Annotated in this window: 14 protein-coding genes and 2 pseudogenes; 7 read left to right on the top strand and 9 right to left on the bottom strand. The window is 60.9% G+C overall.

The window, feature by feature from the left end; all coding sequences use genetic code 11:
• The first annotated feature begins 86 nt into the window (after positions 1-86).
• Genes NKJ20_RS13870 through NKJ20_RS13860 form a run of 3 tightly spaced genes read left to right on the top strand, consistent with a single transcriptional unit; the run spans position 87 to position 1,264 of the window.
• The gene (locus tag NKJ20_RS13870; protein WP_352450646.1) at positions 87-407 is read left to right on the top strand and encodes a nucleotidyltransferase domain-containing protein; all 321 of its coding nucleotides are present in this window, start codon (positions 87-89) and stop codon (positions 405-407) included.
• Complete coding sequence (locus NKJ20_RS13865; RefSeq protein ID WP_352744653.1) at positions 394-933, top strand: ribonuclease toxin HepT-like protein; 540 nt, start codon at positions 394-396, stop codon at positions 931-933. The genes NKJ20_RS13870 and NKJ20_RS13865 overlap by 14 nt, the downstream gene beginning before the upstream one ends.
• The gene (locus tag NKJ20_RS13860) at positions 887-1,264 is read left to right on the top strand and encodes an HVO_A0114 family putative DNA-binding protein (protein ID WP_352744652.1); all 378 of its coding nucleotides are present in this window, start codon (positions 887-889) and stop codon (positions 1,262-1,264) included. The genes NKJ20_RS13865 and NKJ20_RS13860 overlap by 47 nt, the downstream gene beginning before the upstream one ends.
• A 348-nt stretch (positions 1,265-1,612) precedes the next feature.
• Here the strand turns inward: NKJ20_RS13860 and NKJ20_RS13855 are convergent, their stop codons facing one another.
• Positions 1,613-2,989, bottom strand: a complete 1,377-nt coding sequence (locus tag NKJ20_RS13855) for an aspartate aminotransferase family protein (RefSeq protein ID WP_352744650.1) — start codon at positions 2,987-2,989, stop codon at positions 1,613-1,615.
• Positions 2,990-3,416: 427 nt separating this feature from the next.
• On the opposite strand from NKJ20_RS13855, the gene NKJ20_RS13850 reads away from it, so the two are divergent.
• From NKJ20_RS13850 to NKJ20_RS13840, 3 genes are all read left to right on the top strand, one after another.
• Entirely contained in the window at positions 3,417-4,106 is a 690-nt protein-coding gene (locus NKJ20_RS13850; protein ID WP_352450642.1) for a haloacid dehalogenase type II, read from the top strand.
• Between the two features lie 306 nt (positions 4,107-4,412).
• Complete coding sequence (locus tag NKJ20_RS13845) at positions 4,413-5,288, top strand: MBL fold metallo-hydrolase (RefSeq protein WP_352532727.1); 876 nt, start codon at positions 4,413-4,415, stop codon at positions 5,286-5,288.
• 209 nt (positions 5,289-5,497) lie between these two features.
• Positions 5,498-6,574, top strand: coding sequence for an IS630 family transposase (locus NKJ20_RS13840; RefSeq protein WP_352744741.1), 1,077 nt, complete (start codon positions 5,498-5,500; stop codon positions 6,572-6,574).
• Here the strand turns inward: NKJ20_RS13840 and NKJ20_RS13835 are convergent.
• The 5 genes from NKJ20_RS13835 to argE form a co-directional block, all read right to left on the bottom strand.
• Positions 6,571-8,046, bottom strand: coding sequence for an NAD-dependent succinate-semialdehyde dehydrogenase (locus NKJ20_RS13835; protein ID WP_352744647.1), 1,476 nt, complete (start codon positions 8,044-8,046; stop codon positions 6,571-6,573). The genes NKJ20_RS13840 and NKJ20_RS13835 overlap by 4 nt on opposite strands.
• 18 nt (positions 8,047-8,064) lie before the next feature.
• A complete protein-coding gene (locus tag NKJ20_RS13830) occupies positions 8,065-9,108 on the bottom strand; it encodes a tartrate dehydrogenase (protein ID WP_352744645.1) in 1,044 nt (347 codons plus the stop codon).
• Between the two features lie 171 nt (positions 9,109-9,279).
• Complete coding sequence (locus NKJ20_RS13825; protein ID WP_023678793.1) at positions 9,280-9,636, bottom strand: cupin domain-containing protein; 357 nt, start codon at positions 9,634-9,636, stop codon at positions 9,280-9,282.
• 14 nt (positions 9,637-9,650) lie between these two features.
• The gene (locus NKJ20_RS13820; RefSeq protein WP_352744642.1) at positions 9,651-10,574 is read right to left on the bottom strand and encodes a 2-hydroxyacid dehydrogenase; all 924 of its coding nucleotides are present in this window, start codon (positions 10,572-10,574) and stop codon (positions 9,651-9,653) included.
• A 16-nt stretch (positions 10,575-10,590) separates the two neighbouring features.
• Entirely contained in the window at positions 10,591-11,715 is a 1,125-nt protein-coding gene (gene argE / locus NKJ20_RS13815) for an acetylornithine deacetylase (RefSeq protein WP_352744639.1), read from the bottom strand.
• Between the two features lie 242 nt (positions 11,716-11,957).
• On the opposite strand from argE, the gene NKJ20_RS13810 reads away from it, so the two are divergent.
• Positions 11,958-12,836, top strand: a complete 879-nt coding sequence (locus NKJ20_RS13810; RefSeq protein WP_352450636.1) for a GNAT family N-acetyltransferase — start codon at positions 11,958-11,960, stop codon at positions 12,834-12,836.
• 88 nt (positions 12,837-12,924) lie between these two features.
• On the opposite strand, the pseudogene NKJ20_RS13805 reads toward NKJ20_RS13810, so the two are convergent.
• From NKJ20_RS13805 to NKJ20_RS13795, 3 genes and pseudogenes are all read right to left on the bottom strand, one after another.
• A pseudogene (locus NKJ20_RS13805) lies at positions 12,925-13,317 on the bottom strand (ATP-binding cassette domain-containing protein); the annotation flags it as partial.
• Positions 13,318-13,439: 122 nt separating this feature from the next.
• Positions 13,440-13,837 (bottom strand): annotated as a pseudogene (locus tag NKJ20_RS13800) (type II toxin-antitoxin system VapC family toxin).
• Positions 13,834-14,100, bottom strand: a complete 267-nt coding sequence (locus NKJ20_RS13795; protein WP_352744636.1) for an AbrB/MazE/SpoVT family DNA-binding domain-containing protein — start codon at positions 14,098-14,100, stop codon at positions 13,834-13,836. Before NKJ20_RS13795 ends, NKJ20_RS13800 begins: the two are co-directional and overlap by 4 nt.
• Between the last annotated feature and the right edge of the window lie 120 nt (positions 14,101-14,220).

Here is a 14,220-nt window from a genome sequence, read left to right as displayed (position 1 = left end):
TACGATGATATATAGGCAGGTAGCACGCACAGCTTGCGGAGTTGCGACAATCTCGCCTCGGGTCACCAAAGGCAACAGGCGAAAAGATGAACAAGATCAACACTTTGATCCACCGAAGAGCTGACGATCGCCGGAAGACCGCGCGAGCCTGTGTATCGCGTATTCTCCGGAACGCCAAAGCCCGCGGCGTCGATATCTCCGTTGTCGGATCCCTCGCGAAAAACCGTTTCCGCGTCCACTCGGACGTAGATCTGCTGGTGCACGGACGCACTGATCCCGCGCGCCGGGCCATGGTAGAGCGCTTGGTCGCAGACCAGCTTCGGGGAACGAACATTCCTTGTGACCTGATCTTTGCCTCAGACGTTTCGTCCGAACGAGTGCAGGAATTGCTTAATGACAGCGTTTAAGCATCCGGCATTCGCAAAACTGTCGCCAAAAATCGACCGCGCTGCGAAGGAACTGCAGCAAATCGAGGAATATCTGGCGGCTCATCGGAGTGAGCTGTCACGCGGCGAATGGGGCGCGGTCGCAGCAGTTTCGCTGGGAGTCCACAATGTCTACAATGGCATCGAGGACATCCTGCTCAGCCTCTCCAACGACATAGACGGCCTCGTTCCCCAAGGGCCTACGATGCACCAGGACGTCCTCGATCAGATGTCGGCGGAAATTGCAGGCATCCGGCCGGCTGTGCTCGACCCCGAGCTTTGTCAGTCCTTGAGTGAGCTAAAGGGATTCCGTTACCTGGTGAGGCATCGGTACGGTTTTGACCTGAAAACAGACAAGGTTCAGGAAAGCCTCGACAGGGTAAAAGAGGCATTTCCGTCTTTCGTCGAGGCCATTGTTTACTTGGAAAGCATCCTTACTGAGGAAAACACGCACGACAGTGATGGCGGCGGCGACGGCTCAGGCGGCGGGGCATCTGGTGGTCCCTGAACCAATGGCTCAGTCGTGCACGCCGGAAGAGGTTCTGCGGGCGTTGACCCCTGAGAATTGTCGGCTGGTGGCGCTGATCCATCGGTATCGACCGCAAAGCATCACGGAACTGTGCAGGTTGGCGGCGCGTCCGCAGCCGAACGTATCCCGCTCCTTGGCGGCCCTTGAGCGAGCGGGAATTGTCTCAATGGCGGGCTCCAGGCCGAAGAGACCCGAACTCGCCGTGCAACGAGTCACGATCGACCTCGCTGAGCTTCAGAATGGCCGATGCGAGGTCGACGATTCGTGGAGACAAATCGCCGGACCATCATCTTTGCTGCGCGATGGGTGACAGGGGCAAAAGTCGATCAGTGGGATGCGAAACCGCCGCTGACCAGGTTTGGCAAGTATTGGACGTGAAGCCTCGGTGACGCCGAGCCGATCGCCAAGCTAGTCCCAAAAGGAGGGCCGGAGGTTTTAGCGGTTTTCATTTGGCCAGGAAGATATCACGACAGGTGCGTCCTGCCTGTAAGCGGGTTTCGCCGGAAATCTTGGGCCGGGCCACATGGCGTTGAATGTCGTTCTCGGAGCCGTTCGTATAGCGGAGAAAGAAGCGTCTGGGCCGATACTTAGGCGGGGAAACATGCGAAAGACCCGGACGGCGTGAGTTTAGCCTTGGTCGATACAATGCGGCCGCTGATCAGCCCTTCATCGCTGCCCGCACATCCTTATCTTCGAGGGTTTGGTCCAGCGTCATCCGGGTGCGTTCGAGGATTCCATCAATATCGTCGTCCGTGCAGCAGAGCGGCGGCGCATAGCCGAGAATGCCGCTGTTGAAGGCGCGGATGACAAGGCCGTTCGCCCACGCGCGCTCGAAGATGCGGCGCCCCGGATCGGCCGCCGTGGGCAGCGGCGTTTTGCGCTCCTTGTCGATGACCAACTCGATTGCTGCCAGCATACCGCGACCGCGGATGTCGCCAACCAGCGGGTGGTCGGCGAGCGAGCGAAGGCCTTCCATCAAGCGCTTGCCCGCCTTGCGCCCATTCTCGAGCAAGCCATCTTCATAAAGACGCAGGCATTCGAGCCCAACTGCCGCGCTCACGGGATGGGCCGAATAGGTATAGCCATGGCCGACGGCCGCTTTGCCGGCTCCGTCCGCGATCGTATTGTACACGTGGTCCGACATGAAGACGGCGCCCATGGGCACGTAGCCCGAGGTCAGTCCCTTCGCCGTGGTCATGAAATCCGGCACGACCTCGTCTTCCTCACACGCGAAGAGGGGGCCGGTACGGCCAAAGGCAGTGATAACTTCGTCGGCAACGAACAGAATGGCGTGTTCCTTGCACACGGCGTGCAGAGCCTTCAGCCAACCTGTCGGTGGGACGAGGACACCGCCCGAACCCTGGATCGGTTCGGCGTAGAAGGCCGCAACGCGGCCGGCGCCGAGTTCCGCGATTTTGGCCCGCAGGGCCGCGACCGATGCATCGATGATCGCCTGCGGGTCGGAACCGACCGGATTGCGATAGGCGTAGTGCGAAGGAATTTTGTGCTGCCAGTCGTATGGCACGCCGAAACCCGCATGGAAGGCCGGGATCGCTGTCAGACCTGACCCTGCCGTCGAGGATCCATGGTAGCCATACTCAACCGAGATGAACTGGTCCTTTTGCGGCGTACCCTTGGCATGGTAGTAATAGCGAATAAAGCGGATCGTACTGTCGACTGCGTCGGAACCGCCAAGCGTGAAATAGACATGGTTCAAATCGCCGGGCGCCAGTTCGGCAAGCCTGGCAGCAAAGCGAATTGCAGGCTCGGATCCCAGCCCGAAATATCCCGTCGCATAGGGAAGCTCTCTTAGCTGCTTTGCGGCCGCCTCAACGACGCTTTCCTGGCCGTATCCGATGTTGACACACCATAGACCGGCGAACCCGTCCAGCAGGGTTTTCCCACTTGCATCGGTCACGGTTGCGCCTTTGGCGGATTTGAGCACCCGTACGCCCGTCTCCTCGTGGCTCCGATAGCATGAAAACGGGTGAACCAGATGTGCGCGATCGAGTTCGATCAGTGAGTTTGCCAGCATTTCTTCCTCCGATTCAGCGCAGTGCCTGACTGACGAGAGCATAAGTCCGGTGTGGTGTGGTTTCGTCCTTCAGCTCGTTTTCCAGCGTGATCTGCTGCGCGGTCATGGTTCATTCCGGGCCTGAATTCTCTAAGTCCAAGATAGGCTGCCGCGGGCAGCAGTTCCTCCCGACCAGAACCTGAGCGATAGGCGTTTTGACTTTCCTTTGCCGCTGGCACCGCATCTTATGCCACGCACGGCTGAGAGATCGCGCGCCCGCCGAAGCTCGAAACGAACTCAGGCGCAACTCTCTGCCAAAGCTCTCACGCAATACAAAACAATCTGCTTCAGGGCGCATCGAATGCGGCGACTAGTCTTCTCCGGTCCTCATTATGATCCATGCTGTTAAAGGCACGCAGTGCCGACAGGATTGGAAGGATCGACGCTCATGACCCAGTTCAGACCGAAATACATCACCTTCGACTGCTACGGTACACTGACCAACTTCGACATGGCCGGCGCGGCGAGACGCGCATACGGCGCGCAGCTCTCCCCAGCTATGATGGCGCAGTTCATCAAGGATTTCTCGGCCTATCGCCTCGATGAGGTTCTTGGCGCCTGGAAGCCGTACAGCGAGGTCGTGCACAATTCCGTGGAACGGACCTGCAAGCGCAACGGCGTCGCATTCCGGCCCGAGGATGCCCAGCGCATCTATGCGGAAGTGCCGACATGGGGTCCGCACCCGGATGTCCCGGCGGGCCTGGCCAAGGTCGCCAACGAGATTCCGCTGGTGATCCTGTCGAACTCCATGAAGAGCCTGATCATGTCGAACGTGGAGAAACTCGGCGCACCCTTTCACATAGTCATCACGGCCGAAGAGACGGGCGCCTACAAGCCGCAGATGAAGAGCTTCGAATATATGTTCGACAAACTAGGCTGCGGCCCGGAGGACATTACGCACGTGTCGTCCTCATTTCGCTACGATCTCATGACCGCCTATGATCTCGGTATCAAGAGCAAGGTCTGGGTGAACCGCGGCCACGAGCCTGCGAACCCCTTCTACGAATATACCGAAATCAAGGATATCGGCGGTCTGGCCGGCGCCGTCGGACTGGAGCCCGTTCGGGAATTCGCCTGAACGTTTGTTTGCTGGCGCAGTCGCACCAGACTGAGGCGCTCCCAAAACGTTAATGCTCACTGATCGCAATAGAGAAAGGGACGGTTTTCACCGCCCCTTTCTTTGTTGTTCCAACGCTTTATGGGCTGCAAGTGTTTCCACCTGCTTGCAAGATAACTAGTGGTTAATATCTAACCATTGGACCCGATCGTAAGCGCGGCCACATCGCGAGCGCCTCCGTCTTCGTATCGGAAGAAATGTCTGACGCCGTCTTGCCGCAAATGTTATCTCTAGCGATCCGTCCTCGATCGAAGAAGGATCGCATCAATGGACGATTGGAGAATCGGGAATATCTGGGTAACCAGAATTCTGGAGATGTGCGACCCTCTGGGGACGCCGTCGGAATGGTTCCCCGACTGCACCGACGAAGCACTCGAACCGCATCTTCATTGGCTCACGCCCCGATTGATATCGCCGGCAACCGGCCGGCTTATTCTTCCCATCCAGAGTTTTCTGGTTCGTACCGGCCACCACACCATTCTGGTCGACAGTTGCGTCGGCAACGACAAGACGTGCGCATACTTTCCGCATTGGCATCGCCGCAATGACGGCACCTTTTTGGCGCGCCTGGCGAATGCAGGTGTTGCTCCCGAGCAGATCGACTATGTGCTGTGCACCCATCTTCATATCGACCATTGCGGCTGGAACACACGATTGGTGGACGGGCGTTGGATACCGACATTCCCGAACGCCCGCTACATCATGGCGCGGCGCGAGTTCGAGGCCGCACAGGCCGCCTCCGGCGATGCCGACGAACGGACCTATGAGGACAATGTGCTGCCAATTGTCGAAGCTGGTCGGGCTGTGCTTGTCGATATGGATTATGAACTCGATGGCGAAGTGTGGCTGGAGCCGACGCCGGGCCACACCCCGGGGCACGTAGCCATCGGCCTGAGATCTCGAGGCGTAGGGGCAGTGTTTTCCGGCGATCTCATGCATTGGCCGATGCAATGCATATACCCCGACTGGAGCTTTCGGTACGACACGGACCCTGACCAGGCACGTCGGACGCGGTGGGCATTCCTGGAGGCTTGCTCGGACAATGGACGTATCGTCATGACATCGCATTTTCCCTTGCCGTCGGTGGGAACTATCTCGCGACGCCAGTCATCATTCTGGTTCGAGGATCATCAGCCGCCGTAATCGCCGAGGACGCCGACCACGCGAACCCGAACGGCGGGGGCGATCGCGCTCGGCATGTCCGGCGCGCGGATCGCCGGGAGGGCCGCGCTGGAGGCTTAGCAAATGCAAGGCTGGCTCGCGCTCGCCACGATGTGCATCGGCGTCGGACAGGGCGTGACATAAGAGTGGGGTGGGATTCCTTTTCACGAGTGCGCATGCGAGTCTGTTGCATCCGCGCAGGAATATCGTTCACCGTTTCGCCAACCGATCGCCAGCGACTGACGGCGCTCATCCGCGATCGCAATACGCCGCAGAAGCATGTCTGGCGCGCCGAGATCATCCTGCTGCGCGTCAACGGCACCGGCACCGTCGAGATCATGCGGCAAACCGGCAAATCGAAGACCTGCGTGTGGCGCTGGCAGGAGCGCTTCGCCACTGAAGGCTTCGAGAGGCTGTTGCGCGACAAGACGCGGCCCTCGCGCATTCCGCCCGGACCCGAGGTGGCCGAGCGCGTGGTGGCGCTGACGCTTGCCAATCTGCCGGGCGAGACGACGCACTGGACCGCCGACATGATGGCGCAAGCGGCTGGCATCAGCGCAAGCGCTGTGCGTCGCATCTGGAAGGCGCACGGGCTGCAGCCCAACCGCTGGCGCCAGTTCAAGCTCTCCAACGATCCCCAGTTCGTCAACAAGCTGCGCGACGTCGTCGGCCTCTATGTCGATCCGCCGGCTCACGCCATCGTGCTGTCGGTCGACGAGAAGAGCCAGATCCAGGCGCTCGACCGCACCCAGCCCGGCCTGCCCATGAAGAAGGGAAGGCTCGGCACCATGACCCACGACTACAAGCGGCATGGCACGACCACCCTGTTTGCCGCCCTCAACGTGCTCGACGGCACCGTTATCGGCAAGAACATGCAGCGGCATCGCCATCAGGAGTTCATCCGCTTCCTCAACGCCATCGAGGCGCAAATGCCGGCCAGCAAGGCCGTCCACGTCGTCCTCGACAACTACGCCGCCCACAAGCACCCCAAGGTGCGCGCTTGGCTCGACCGCCATCAGCGCTTCACCTTCCACTTCACGCCGACGTCGTGCTCGTGGCTCAACGCGGTCGAGGGTTTCTTCGCCAAGTTGTCGAAGCGTCGCCTCAAGCGCGGCGTCTTCCATTCCGTTGTCGACCTCCAAGCGGCAATCAACCGCTTCCTCGCAGAGCACAACCAGCAACCCAAGCCCTTCTCTTGGATCGCCGACCCCGACAAGATCATTGCCGCCGTCAAACGCGGGCACCAAGCGTTAGATTCCATCCACTAGTTAAGCCCGCCAACATGAAGCGCCTTGACCTCGAGATATTCCTCGATGCCGAGCTGCGATCCTTCGCGCCCCACTCCGGACTGCTTGACACCGCCGAAAGGCGCAACCTCGGTCGAGATCATGCCTGTGTTGAGCCCGACCATACCGAACTCCAGCGCCTCGGCAACACGCCATGAGCGCTTGAGGTTGTCGGTGTAGAAGTAAGCGGCAAGGCCGAACGGCGTACCGTTCGCGATAGCGATGGCCTCTTCCTCCGTCTCGAAGCGAAAAAGCGGCGCCACCGGACCGAACGTCTCTTCCGATGCCAGGAGCATCCCGGTAGTAGCCCCTCCCAGCACGACGGGCCGTGCATATTGCTTACCCTCCGGCACCGTCTCGCTTTGAGCGATGATCTGCGCACCTTTCGCCTGTGCATCCGCGATGTGACGCTCGATCTTGTCGATCGCGGCCGCGTTGATCATCGGGCCGATCTCAGTGCCCTCGTCGGTCCCTGCGCCAACCTTCATCCGCGTGACGCGCCGGCTCAGCTTTTCGGCGAACGCGTCGTAAACGCCTTCCTGTACAAGAATCCGGTTCGCGCAGACGCAGGTTTGACCGCCATTGCGGAACTTGGATGCGATCACCCCTTCAACTGCCTTATCCAGATCGGCGTCGTCAAAGACGATAAAGGGTGCGTTGCCGCCAAGCTCCAGGCTCAGCCGCTTGATACTATCGGCCGCACCACGCATGAGCAGCGCACCGACGCGGGTCGAACCGGTGAACGAGATCTTGCGCACCGTCTGATTGGCCATCAGTTCGTTGCCGATTTCGACGGGCATGCCCGTCACAATGTTGATCACGCCTGCAGGGATACCTGCCCGTTCCGCCAGAACGCCGAGCGCCAGCGCCGAGAATGGCGTAAATTCCGACGGCTTGATGACAACCGTACAACCTGCGGCCAGCGCCGGTGCTACTTTGCGTGCGATCATCGCGTTGGGGAAATTCCACGGCGTGATGATGGCGCAGACGCCGACGGGTTCTTTCAGCACCAGAATGCGGCGATCGGCCGTGGGTGACGGAATGGTCGAGCCACCGATCCGGCGCGCCTCCTCCGCAAACCATTTCACAAAAGATGCGCCGTAGCGGATTTCCGCCACCGCCTCGGCAAGCGGCTTGCCCTGTTCCAGCGTCAGCAGGAGCGCGAGATCCTGTTCGTGCTGGCGGATGAGGTCGTGCCAGCGCTCCAGAAATCCTGCACGCTCGGCATGGGTCCTTTTCCTCCAGCCTTTGAAGGCCTCGGCCGCGGCAGCGATTGCGGCTCTCGTCTCGTTCTCCCCCATTGCGGGAACGGTGCCGAGAACACTTTGGCTGGCAGGGTCAATGACATCGACCACGCCTTTGGTTTCGCCATCCCGCCAGACACCGCCAATCAGCGCCTGCTGGCGGAAAAGGTCGGAGTCGTTGAACATGCCAATCTTCGTCATCGCATTCATGGTCTTTCCTCTGCTCTTTCAGCTCAATCCTGCCAGCACGGCCTGCGTGATTGTTTCAGTCCTATCCTTGCCCGCGATCGTGCCAATCCCCCGCGCGGTTGCGGACTCGATTGCCGACATCACTTCGGCCGCAGCCTGCCCCTCGCCCAGATGCTCGAGCATCATCGCACCGGACCAGATCGCGGCGATCGGATTGGCGACACCGAGATGCGCGATGTCGGGCGCCGAACCATGGACCGGCTCGAACATGGAAGGCCCGCTGCGATCGGGATTGATATTGGCGGAGGCGGCGTAACCCAGCCCGCCCTGAATGGCCGCTCCAATATCCGTGAGGATGTCGCCGAAAAGGTTCGATGCGACGATTACGTCGAGGTTTTCCGGCGCCAGGACCATACGGGCGGCAATGGCGTCGATGTGGTAGTGCGAGACCTCCACATCGGCATAGTCTTTCGCCACCTCGCGCGTGACCTCATCCCAGAAAACCATGGAGTGTTTTTGCGCGTTGGATTTGGTGACAGATGCGAGCTTCTTGCGACGCGCCCGCGCCTGTTCGAAACCGAAACGGATGATCCGTTCGACACCCGTACGCGTAAAGATCGCAGTCTCAACCGCGACCTCATCGGCCGTGCCAGAATGAACGCGCCCACCGGCGCCGGAATATTCGCCTTCCGTATTCTCGCGGATGCACAGGATATCGAAAGCATCGGAGCGGAGGGGCCCCTGAACGCCCGGCAACAGCCGGTGCGGTCGTATGTTGGCGTACTGCGTGAACCCTTTCCGGATCGGCAGGAGCAGTCCGTGAAGCGATACTGAGTCGGGCACTTCCGCGGACCAGCCCACAGCGCCGAGATAGATCGCATCGAATTTTCGAAGTGTCTCGATGCCGTCTGACGGCATCATTGCACCGGTCTCCAGGTAGTAGGCGCACGACCACGGGAATCTTGTGTCATCAAGGGCGAAACCGCCCTGCTTAGCCGCCGCCTGCAGCACCTGCCATGCCGCCTGGGTGACGTCCTTGCCGATGCCGTCGCCGGGGATCAGCGCTATCTTGTAGGTCTTCATTGATGGAGGTCCTCATTCGCACTGGCGTCACCGGAACAGTAGTCGACCGCCCGCCGCATTTTCCGTCGAGGTTGAGCTCTCCGACGGCGTCGAATCGCGTCAGGCGGAACCTGGAAAGCCGATTGTTCTGGAACCGCCGCGCGCTATTCGGCCGGACCTTGAGCACTGAACTCAGTCATAAACGCAGACGTAGATTTTGCGCACGGTCTCGATAGTGCGCCAGACGCCGACGAAACCAGGCTTCATCACGAAACTGTCGCCGGCGCGGTAGGTCTTGGTCTCACCGCCCTTCTCCTCGATTTCGACGAGACCCGAAACGATGTGGCAGAACTCGTAGATCGTGCCCTTGATCGAATGCGTCTCGCCGGGCGTCGCCTCCCAGACACCGGTGAGCACCTTTTCTCCCTTCGAGGCATCCTGCGCCCAGGTCTTGAAGGATGGATTGCCGGAAATGAGCCGCTCCGGAGCCGGTAGTGCCTCCTTCGGCGCGAAGTCTGGAACTGTGTCGATCGTGATCAGAAGTGACATGTGATGTTTCCTGGTTAGTAGCCGAGTGTCCGATCGACGAGGCCGATCAGTTCTTCTCCGGCGCGGTGGCGCCGGATGTTGTCAACGACGGATTGTGCCGCCGTATGCGGTTGCGTCACCGAGGCGATGTGCGGCGTTATCATCACCTTCGGATGCGACCACAGCGGATGGTCTTCCGGGAGCGGTTCTGGATCGGTGACATCAAGCATCGCCGCAGATACGTGACCGGTGTCGAGCGCGTTGATCAGCGCGGCCTGGTCCAGTTGCGGACCCCTGCCGACATGCAGCAGCTGCGCCCTGACGGGCAGTAAGTCGAAGAACTCTGCATCGAGCATGCCGTGCGTTTGTTCCGTGAGCGGAAGCAGGCAGACGAGAATATCCGTTTGCTTCAAAAAGCCCGCGAGTTGGTCCGTGCCGTGAAAACAGGCGACGTCCTCTATCCGCTTTTCGCTGCGGCTCCACCCGGCAAGCGGAAACTGGAAGGGCTTCAAGCGCTCGATAGCCGCCTGGGCCAGCATGCCAAGGCCGAGGAAGCCAACCCGGCGTTCGGCCGCCTGTCGAGCGGCAATCGGTTGCCAGAGGCATCTTTTCTGCTGCTCAAGATAGGCGGGCATCTCGCGGTGGAGAGTCAACACGCCGAGCGCGATGTATTCCTGCATCATGCGTATGATGCCGTCCTCGACCATGCGCACAAGCTTCACATGGCTTGGCACCACGTCCTGCTCGAACTGGTCGACGCCCGCTCCGATGGAAAACAGCACTTCCAGATTGCGGTAGCGCGAGATCTCGTCCGGCACCGTCCAGGTGATGAGATAGCGCACCTTCTCCGGCTCCATCTCGTCGCCGGAATGGACGAATTCCAGATCCGGGAGCTGGCGCGCGAAGATCTCGCGGAAGACCGCAGCACGCGCCGCATCGGAATTGAAAAGAAACGCCATGGTGACCGCCCTTCCTTCAGGCCGCAAGACGCGCGCCGAGCCCCTCGATCATCTTCCGGCAAGCGGCGAGTTCACCGATCTCGATATATTCGTCGGGACGATGGGCACGGCCGATGTCGCCGGGTCCGCAAACGACCGCATCGATGCCGGCCTGCTGATAAAGTCCGGCCTCCGTGCCGTAACTCACAGCTGTCAGCGGCTCCTGCCCCGTCAGCTCCGTCAGAACGGCCGCTAGCTCGCTCCCGTTGGCGGGCGCAAGAGCGGGATAGGTACTCAACTCATGCCAGGCCACATCGAAGCCGCTGTCTCGCAGAGCGAAAAGCCGGGCCTTGACCGGCTCAAGCAGGGAGGCTGGAGAAACGCCGGGCACGGCACGCGCCTCGATATCGGCTGTGCAGTGGCCAGCGATGATGTTGACCGCCTGTCCACCGGCGATGACGCCCACCTGCAAGGAAGAATAAGGGGGCTCGAAATTGTCATCGAGCGGCCCGTCGGCGAGGGATCGGCCGTAGGCCACGGCGTGCGTGATGACGCCGGCCATGGCATGCACGGCATTGAGTCCGAGATCGGGGCGTGAGGAATGGCCGGATCGCCCGATCACCTCGAGCCGCGCGGCGGCCTTCCCCTTGTGCGCGCGCACAGGCTGCATCCGGCTCGGCTCGCCGACAATCGCGCCAAGCGGCCTCTCGCATAAGCTCGGCAACGCGGCTAGGAGATGCGGCACGCCACGGCACCCCGCCTCTTCGTCATATGAGAATGCGAGATGAACTGGCTGCCGCAGGTTCATCGCCGCAAGTCCTGGGAGCGCCGCCAATGCGCAGGCGAGGAAGCCCTTCATGTCGGAGGTGCCGCGGCCGTAAAGCCTGCCGCCCTCGCGGCGCAGAACGAACGGGTCCGAGCTCCATTCCGGCTCGCCGGCCGGGACGACATCCATATGCCCGGAGATGATGTAGCCCCGACCCTGGCGCGGGCCGATCGTGAGGAAAAGGTTGGACCGGTCGCCCTCGGGACCGGGGAGAACCGTCACCTCGGCTCCGGCTGCCTGACAGTAGTCGCGGATCCAATCGACGATCGCGCCGTTTGGCGTGCCCACAACAGAGGGAAATGCAACCAGGGTCGCGAGGATTTCTTCCACGTTCATGGCGGTCCGCTCTGCTTGCACACTATCACCGGGTGCAACCAGCCTATCCGCAGGCAGCAGTGTTCCCTGCCGAATTGCATCGTGCTTTGGCCGAAGATTGCGAAAAAGCACCTCGAACCAGCGAAACCTGCTGGCTTTCCCGTATAATGCTGCGGCAAAAGAGGTATGTCGCGACATGGCGATCGATGACAGGATCAACACCGCTTGCCTTGCGCATTCGTTGAAGGAGCGGATCGATTGAGATGCAGAGATCAGTACGCCTGAAATCCTTCGAACTGGTCGCGCGGGACATTGATGATGTCGACGTCAAGCTACTGCACGCGCTGTCGATCTCAGTCCGCTGGCCTCATCGGCCGAAGGATTGGGACTTTCTGCGCCGTGCCGGCCGCGGCATTGTTGCCGTTGATGGTATTGGACGCGTTTTCGGGAGCGCGATGTGGTTTCCCCACGGGGGCGACTTTGCCACCATTGGCCTGGTGATCACAACGCCACGCACACAAGCGCAAGGAGGCGGCCGATGGCTCATGGACCTAGTCCTTGAGCAGTGCGGCGATCGCAATTTGGCACTCAACGCGACCCATGCTGCCTACCCCCTCTACGTTTCACTCGGCTTCACGACCGAGGCGATCGTATACCAGCGCCAGGGGGAGGTCCCACAAACACTCCCGACTATGCCGGCCTTGAACGGGGAATTGCAGGCGCTGTCGAGCGACAGGCTTAAGGACATCACGCCGCTGGATACGCGCGCGTTAGGGATAAACCGCGAGAGGCTGCTCGCGTTGCTCGCAGCGGATGCCTCAATCTGCACTTTGAGCCGCGGCGGCGAAATCGTCGGCTATTCCATGTGTCGCGAGTTCGGACGTGGCCATGTGATCGGCCCCATGGTCGCGCGCAGCGATCTCGACGCGGTCCACCTCACAGCCGTGCATCTGAAGGAACTGGCAGGACGATTCGCCCGCGTCGACACCCGCGAGAAGGATGGCGTGTTTGCCGCGTTTCTCCAGCAGAGCGGCCTCGGCATTGCCGAGACCGTTACGACCATGTCCAAAGGGCGCCGCTTCCTGAACCGCCAAGACAATGGGCCTTGGGTCTATGGATTGGCCGGCCACGCCTTGAGCTGAATGCAAGCATACTGTCGCCTTCAACCAGCGGTCAGAGAATCAGGTCGATCAGTGCGCGCGTCGATCAACCGGCATAATGCGGTTGCCGTCACGCGGCCGGAACGGCTGCCGCTTCGAATCTGCTCCTAATCCCGGATTCGGCTTCCGCTGCCGACATAATGGCCGTCCGGCGCCCATCCGCCACGCCATCCACGATGACATGGCCGATGCCGCGCGAGCACGGCTCGATGCGCGCGTTGAGGTGATAAATGTCCCGCAGCAGATCGGATGTGATGACGTCCGGCGATGACCCGCATGCGACCAGCCGGCCGTCCGCGATGACCATTGTCTGATCGCTGAAGCGCAGGGCGTGATTGAGGTCGTGCAGGGCGATCAGCACGACCATGCCTCGCGCCTGAGCAAGTTGCCGCATGAGACCGAGCACTTCCACCTGCCGCGATAGATCGAGTGCTGATGTCGGTTCGTCCATCAGCAGGAAATCGGCGATTGTCGGCTCTCACCGCGCCATTCTTGATCTGACATCCGTACCGCAGACAGAATCCGATTGCTCGCAGCGCCTCTAAAGACGCGACAGCACAGGGCGAAAGACCACCGCGGAAAGACTTAGAAAAGAAGCTGTACGGATTGTCCCCGCGCCGAGAGCAGTTTGACGGCCCTCCGGTCAAACGAGACGAAAGTCTCCCCGCCAACCAGCCGCAGTCAAAAGCGATCACGCCGTCCGCGAAATCGCCGCCGGCATCGAGGACTGGCAGCCCTGCCTCAACTGCCGGCCGGCTGACGACAACATTCGCGGTGTTCAGCAACGCCCGGATCGCCGCGGCAATATCTTCGCGCTCTGTCTGGTACTGCTGGGCCAGAACCCAGGCGAACTCGCACAAGGCCTGCAAGCTCACCGCCACGATGTCCGCTTTGGCCAGCAGGTCGACGGCAATGGCCGCCTGCCCCTCATCATCGGCGACAGAGGCGCGCAGCAGCACATTCGTGTCGGCCGTAACCCTCATTCCTCGCCGGACCCGGCCACAGCGCCCGCTTCCGCTATCGCCTCGTTGATCTCCTCGATGCTGAGCACCCGGCCGTTCGTCTTGCCTCTGAGGAACCCGTGGAGGTCCCGGAACGACCCCTTCGACCGTGCAGCCCTCAATTCCGCCCGACCGTCGGGCAGCAGATCAAGCTCGATCTTCTCGCCCGGTTTGATGCCCAGATGTTGCAGCACGTCCTTGCGGAACGTCACCTGTCCCCTTGTCGTCACTGTCAACGTTGTCATCTTAAACATTCCTGTTCATCGCGATAAGACAATGCAAATCTGCATTATTATCAATGCAGATGGGTCGGGGCCAAGCTTGGCGTCCATGCGGCGACTGAATCGCGACCAGCGCTCTGCCAG

The organism is Mesorhizobium sp. M0185 (genome assembly GCF_040322175.1).
GTDB lineage: Bacteria > Pseudomonadota > Alphaproteobacteria > Rhizobiales > Rhizobiaceae > Mesorhizobium.
Note: the sequence above shows the minus strand (reverse complement) of the source record. Positions and strands in the feature narration are given on the sequence as shown.

What these genes read in the sequence shown, in the direction of transcription:
- NKJ20_RS13870 (WP_352450646.1), top strand. Translation starts at nt 87, where the DNA reads ATGAACAAGATCAACACTTTGATCCACCGAAGAGCTGACGATCGCCGG.
- NKJ20_RS13865 (WP_352744653.1), top strand. Translation starts at nt 394, where the DNA reads ATGACAGCGTTTAAGCATCCGGCATTCGCAAAACTGTCGCCAAAAATC.
- NKJ20_RS13860 (WP_352744652.1), top strand. Translation starts at nt 887, where the DNA reads ATGGCGGCGGCGACGGCTCAGGCGGCGGGGCATCTGGTGGTCCCTGAA.
- NKJ20_RS13855 (WP_352744650.1), bottom strand. Translation starts at nt 2,989, where the DNA reads ATGCTGGCAAACTCACTGATCGAACTCGATCGCGCACATCTGGTTCAC.
- NKJ20_RS13850 (WP_352450642.1), top strand. Translation starts at nt 3,417, where the DNA reads ATGACCCAGTTCAGACCGAAATACATCACCTTCGACTGCTACGGTACA.
- NKJ20_RS13845 (WP_352532727.1), top strand. Translation starts at nt 4,413, where the DNA reads ATGGACGATTGGAGAATCGGGAATATCTGGGTAACCAGAATTCTGGAG.
- NKJ20_RS13835 (WP_352744647.1), bottom strand. Translation starts at nt 8,046, where the DNA reads ATGAATGCGATGACGAAGATTGGCATGTTCAACGACTCCGACCTTTTC.
- NKJ20_RS13830 (WP_352744645.1), bottom strand. Translation starts at nt 9,108, where the DNA reads ATGAAGACCTACAAGATAGCGCTGATCCCCGGCGACGGCATCGGCAAG.
- NKJ20_RS13825 (WP_023678793.1), bottom strand. Translation starts at nt 9,636, where the DNA reads ATGTCACTTCTGATCACGATCGACACAGTTCCAGACTTCGCGCCGAAG.
- NKJ20_RS13820 (WP_352744642.1), bottom strand. Translation starts at nt 10,574, where the DNA reads ATGGCGTTTCTTTTCAATTCCGATGCGGCGCGTGCTGCGGTCTTCCGC.
- argE (WP_352744639.1), bottom strand. Translation starts at nt 11,715, where the DNA reads ATGAACGTGGAAGAAATCCTCGCGACCCTGGTTGCATTTCCCTCTGTT.
- NKJ20_RS13810 (WP_352450636.1), top strand. Translation starts at nt 11,958, where the DNA reads ATGCAGAGATCAGTACGCCTGAAATCCTTCGAACTGGTCGCGCGGGAC.
- NKJ20_RS13795 (WP_352744636.1), bottom strand. Translation starts at nt 14,100, where the DNA reads ATGACAACGTTGACAGTGACGACAAGGGGACAGGTGACGTTCCGCAAG.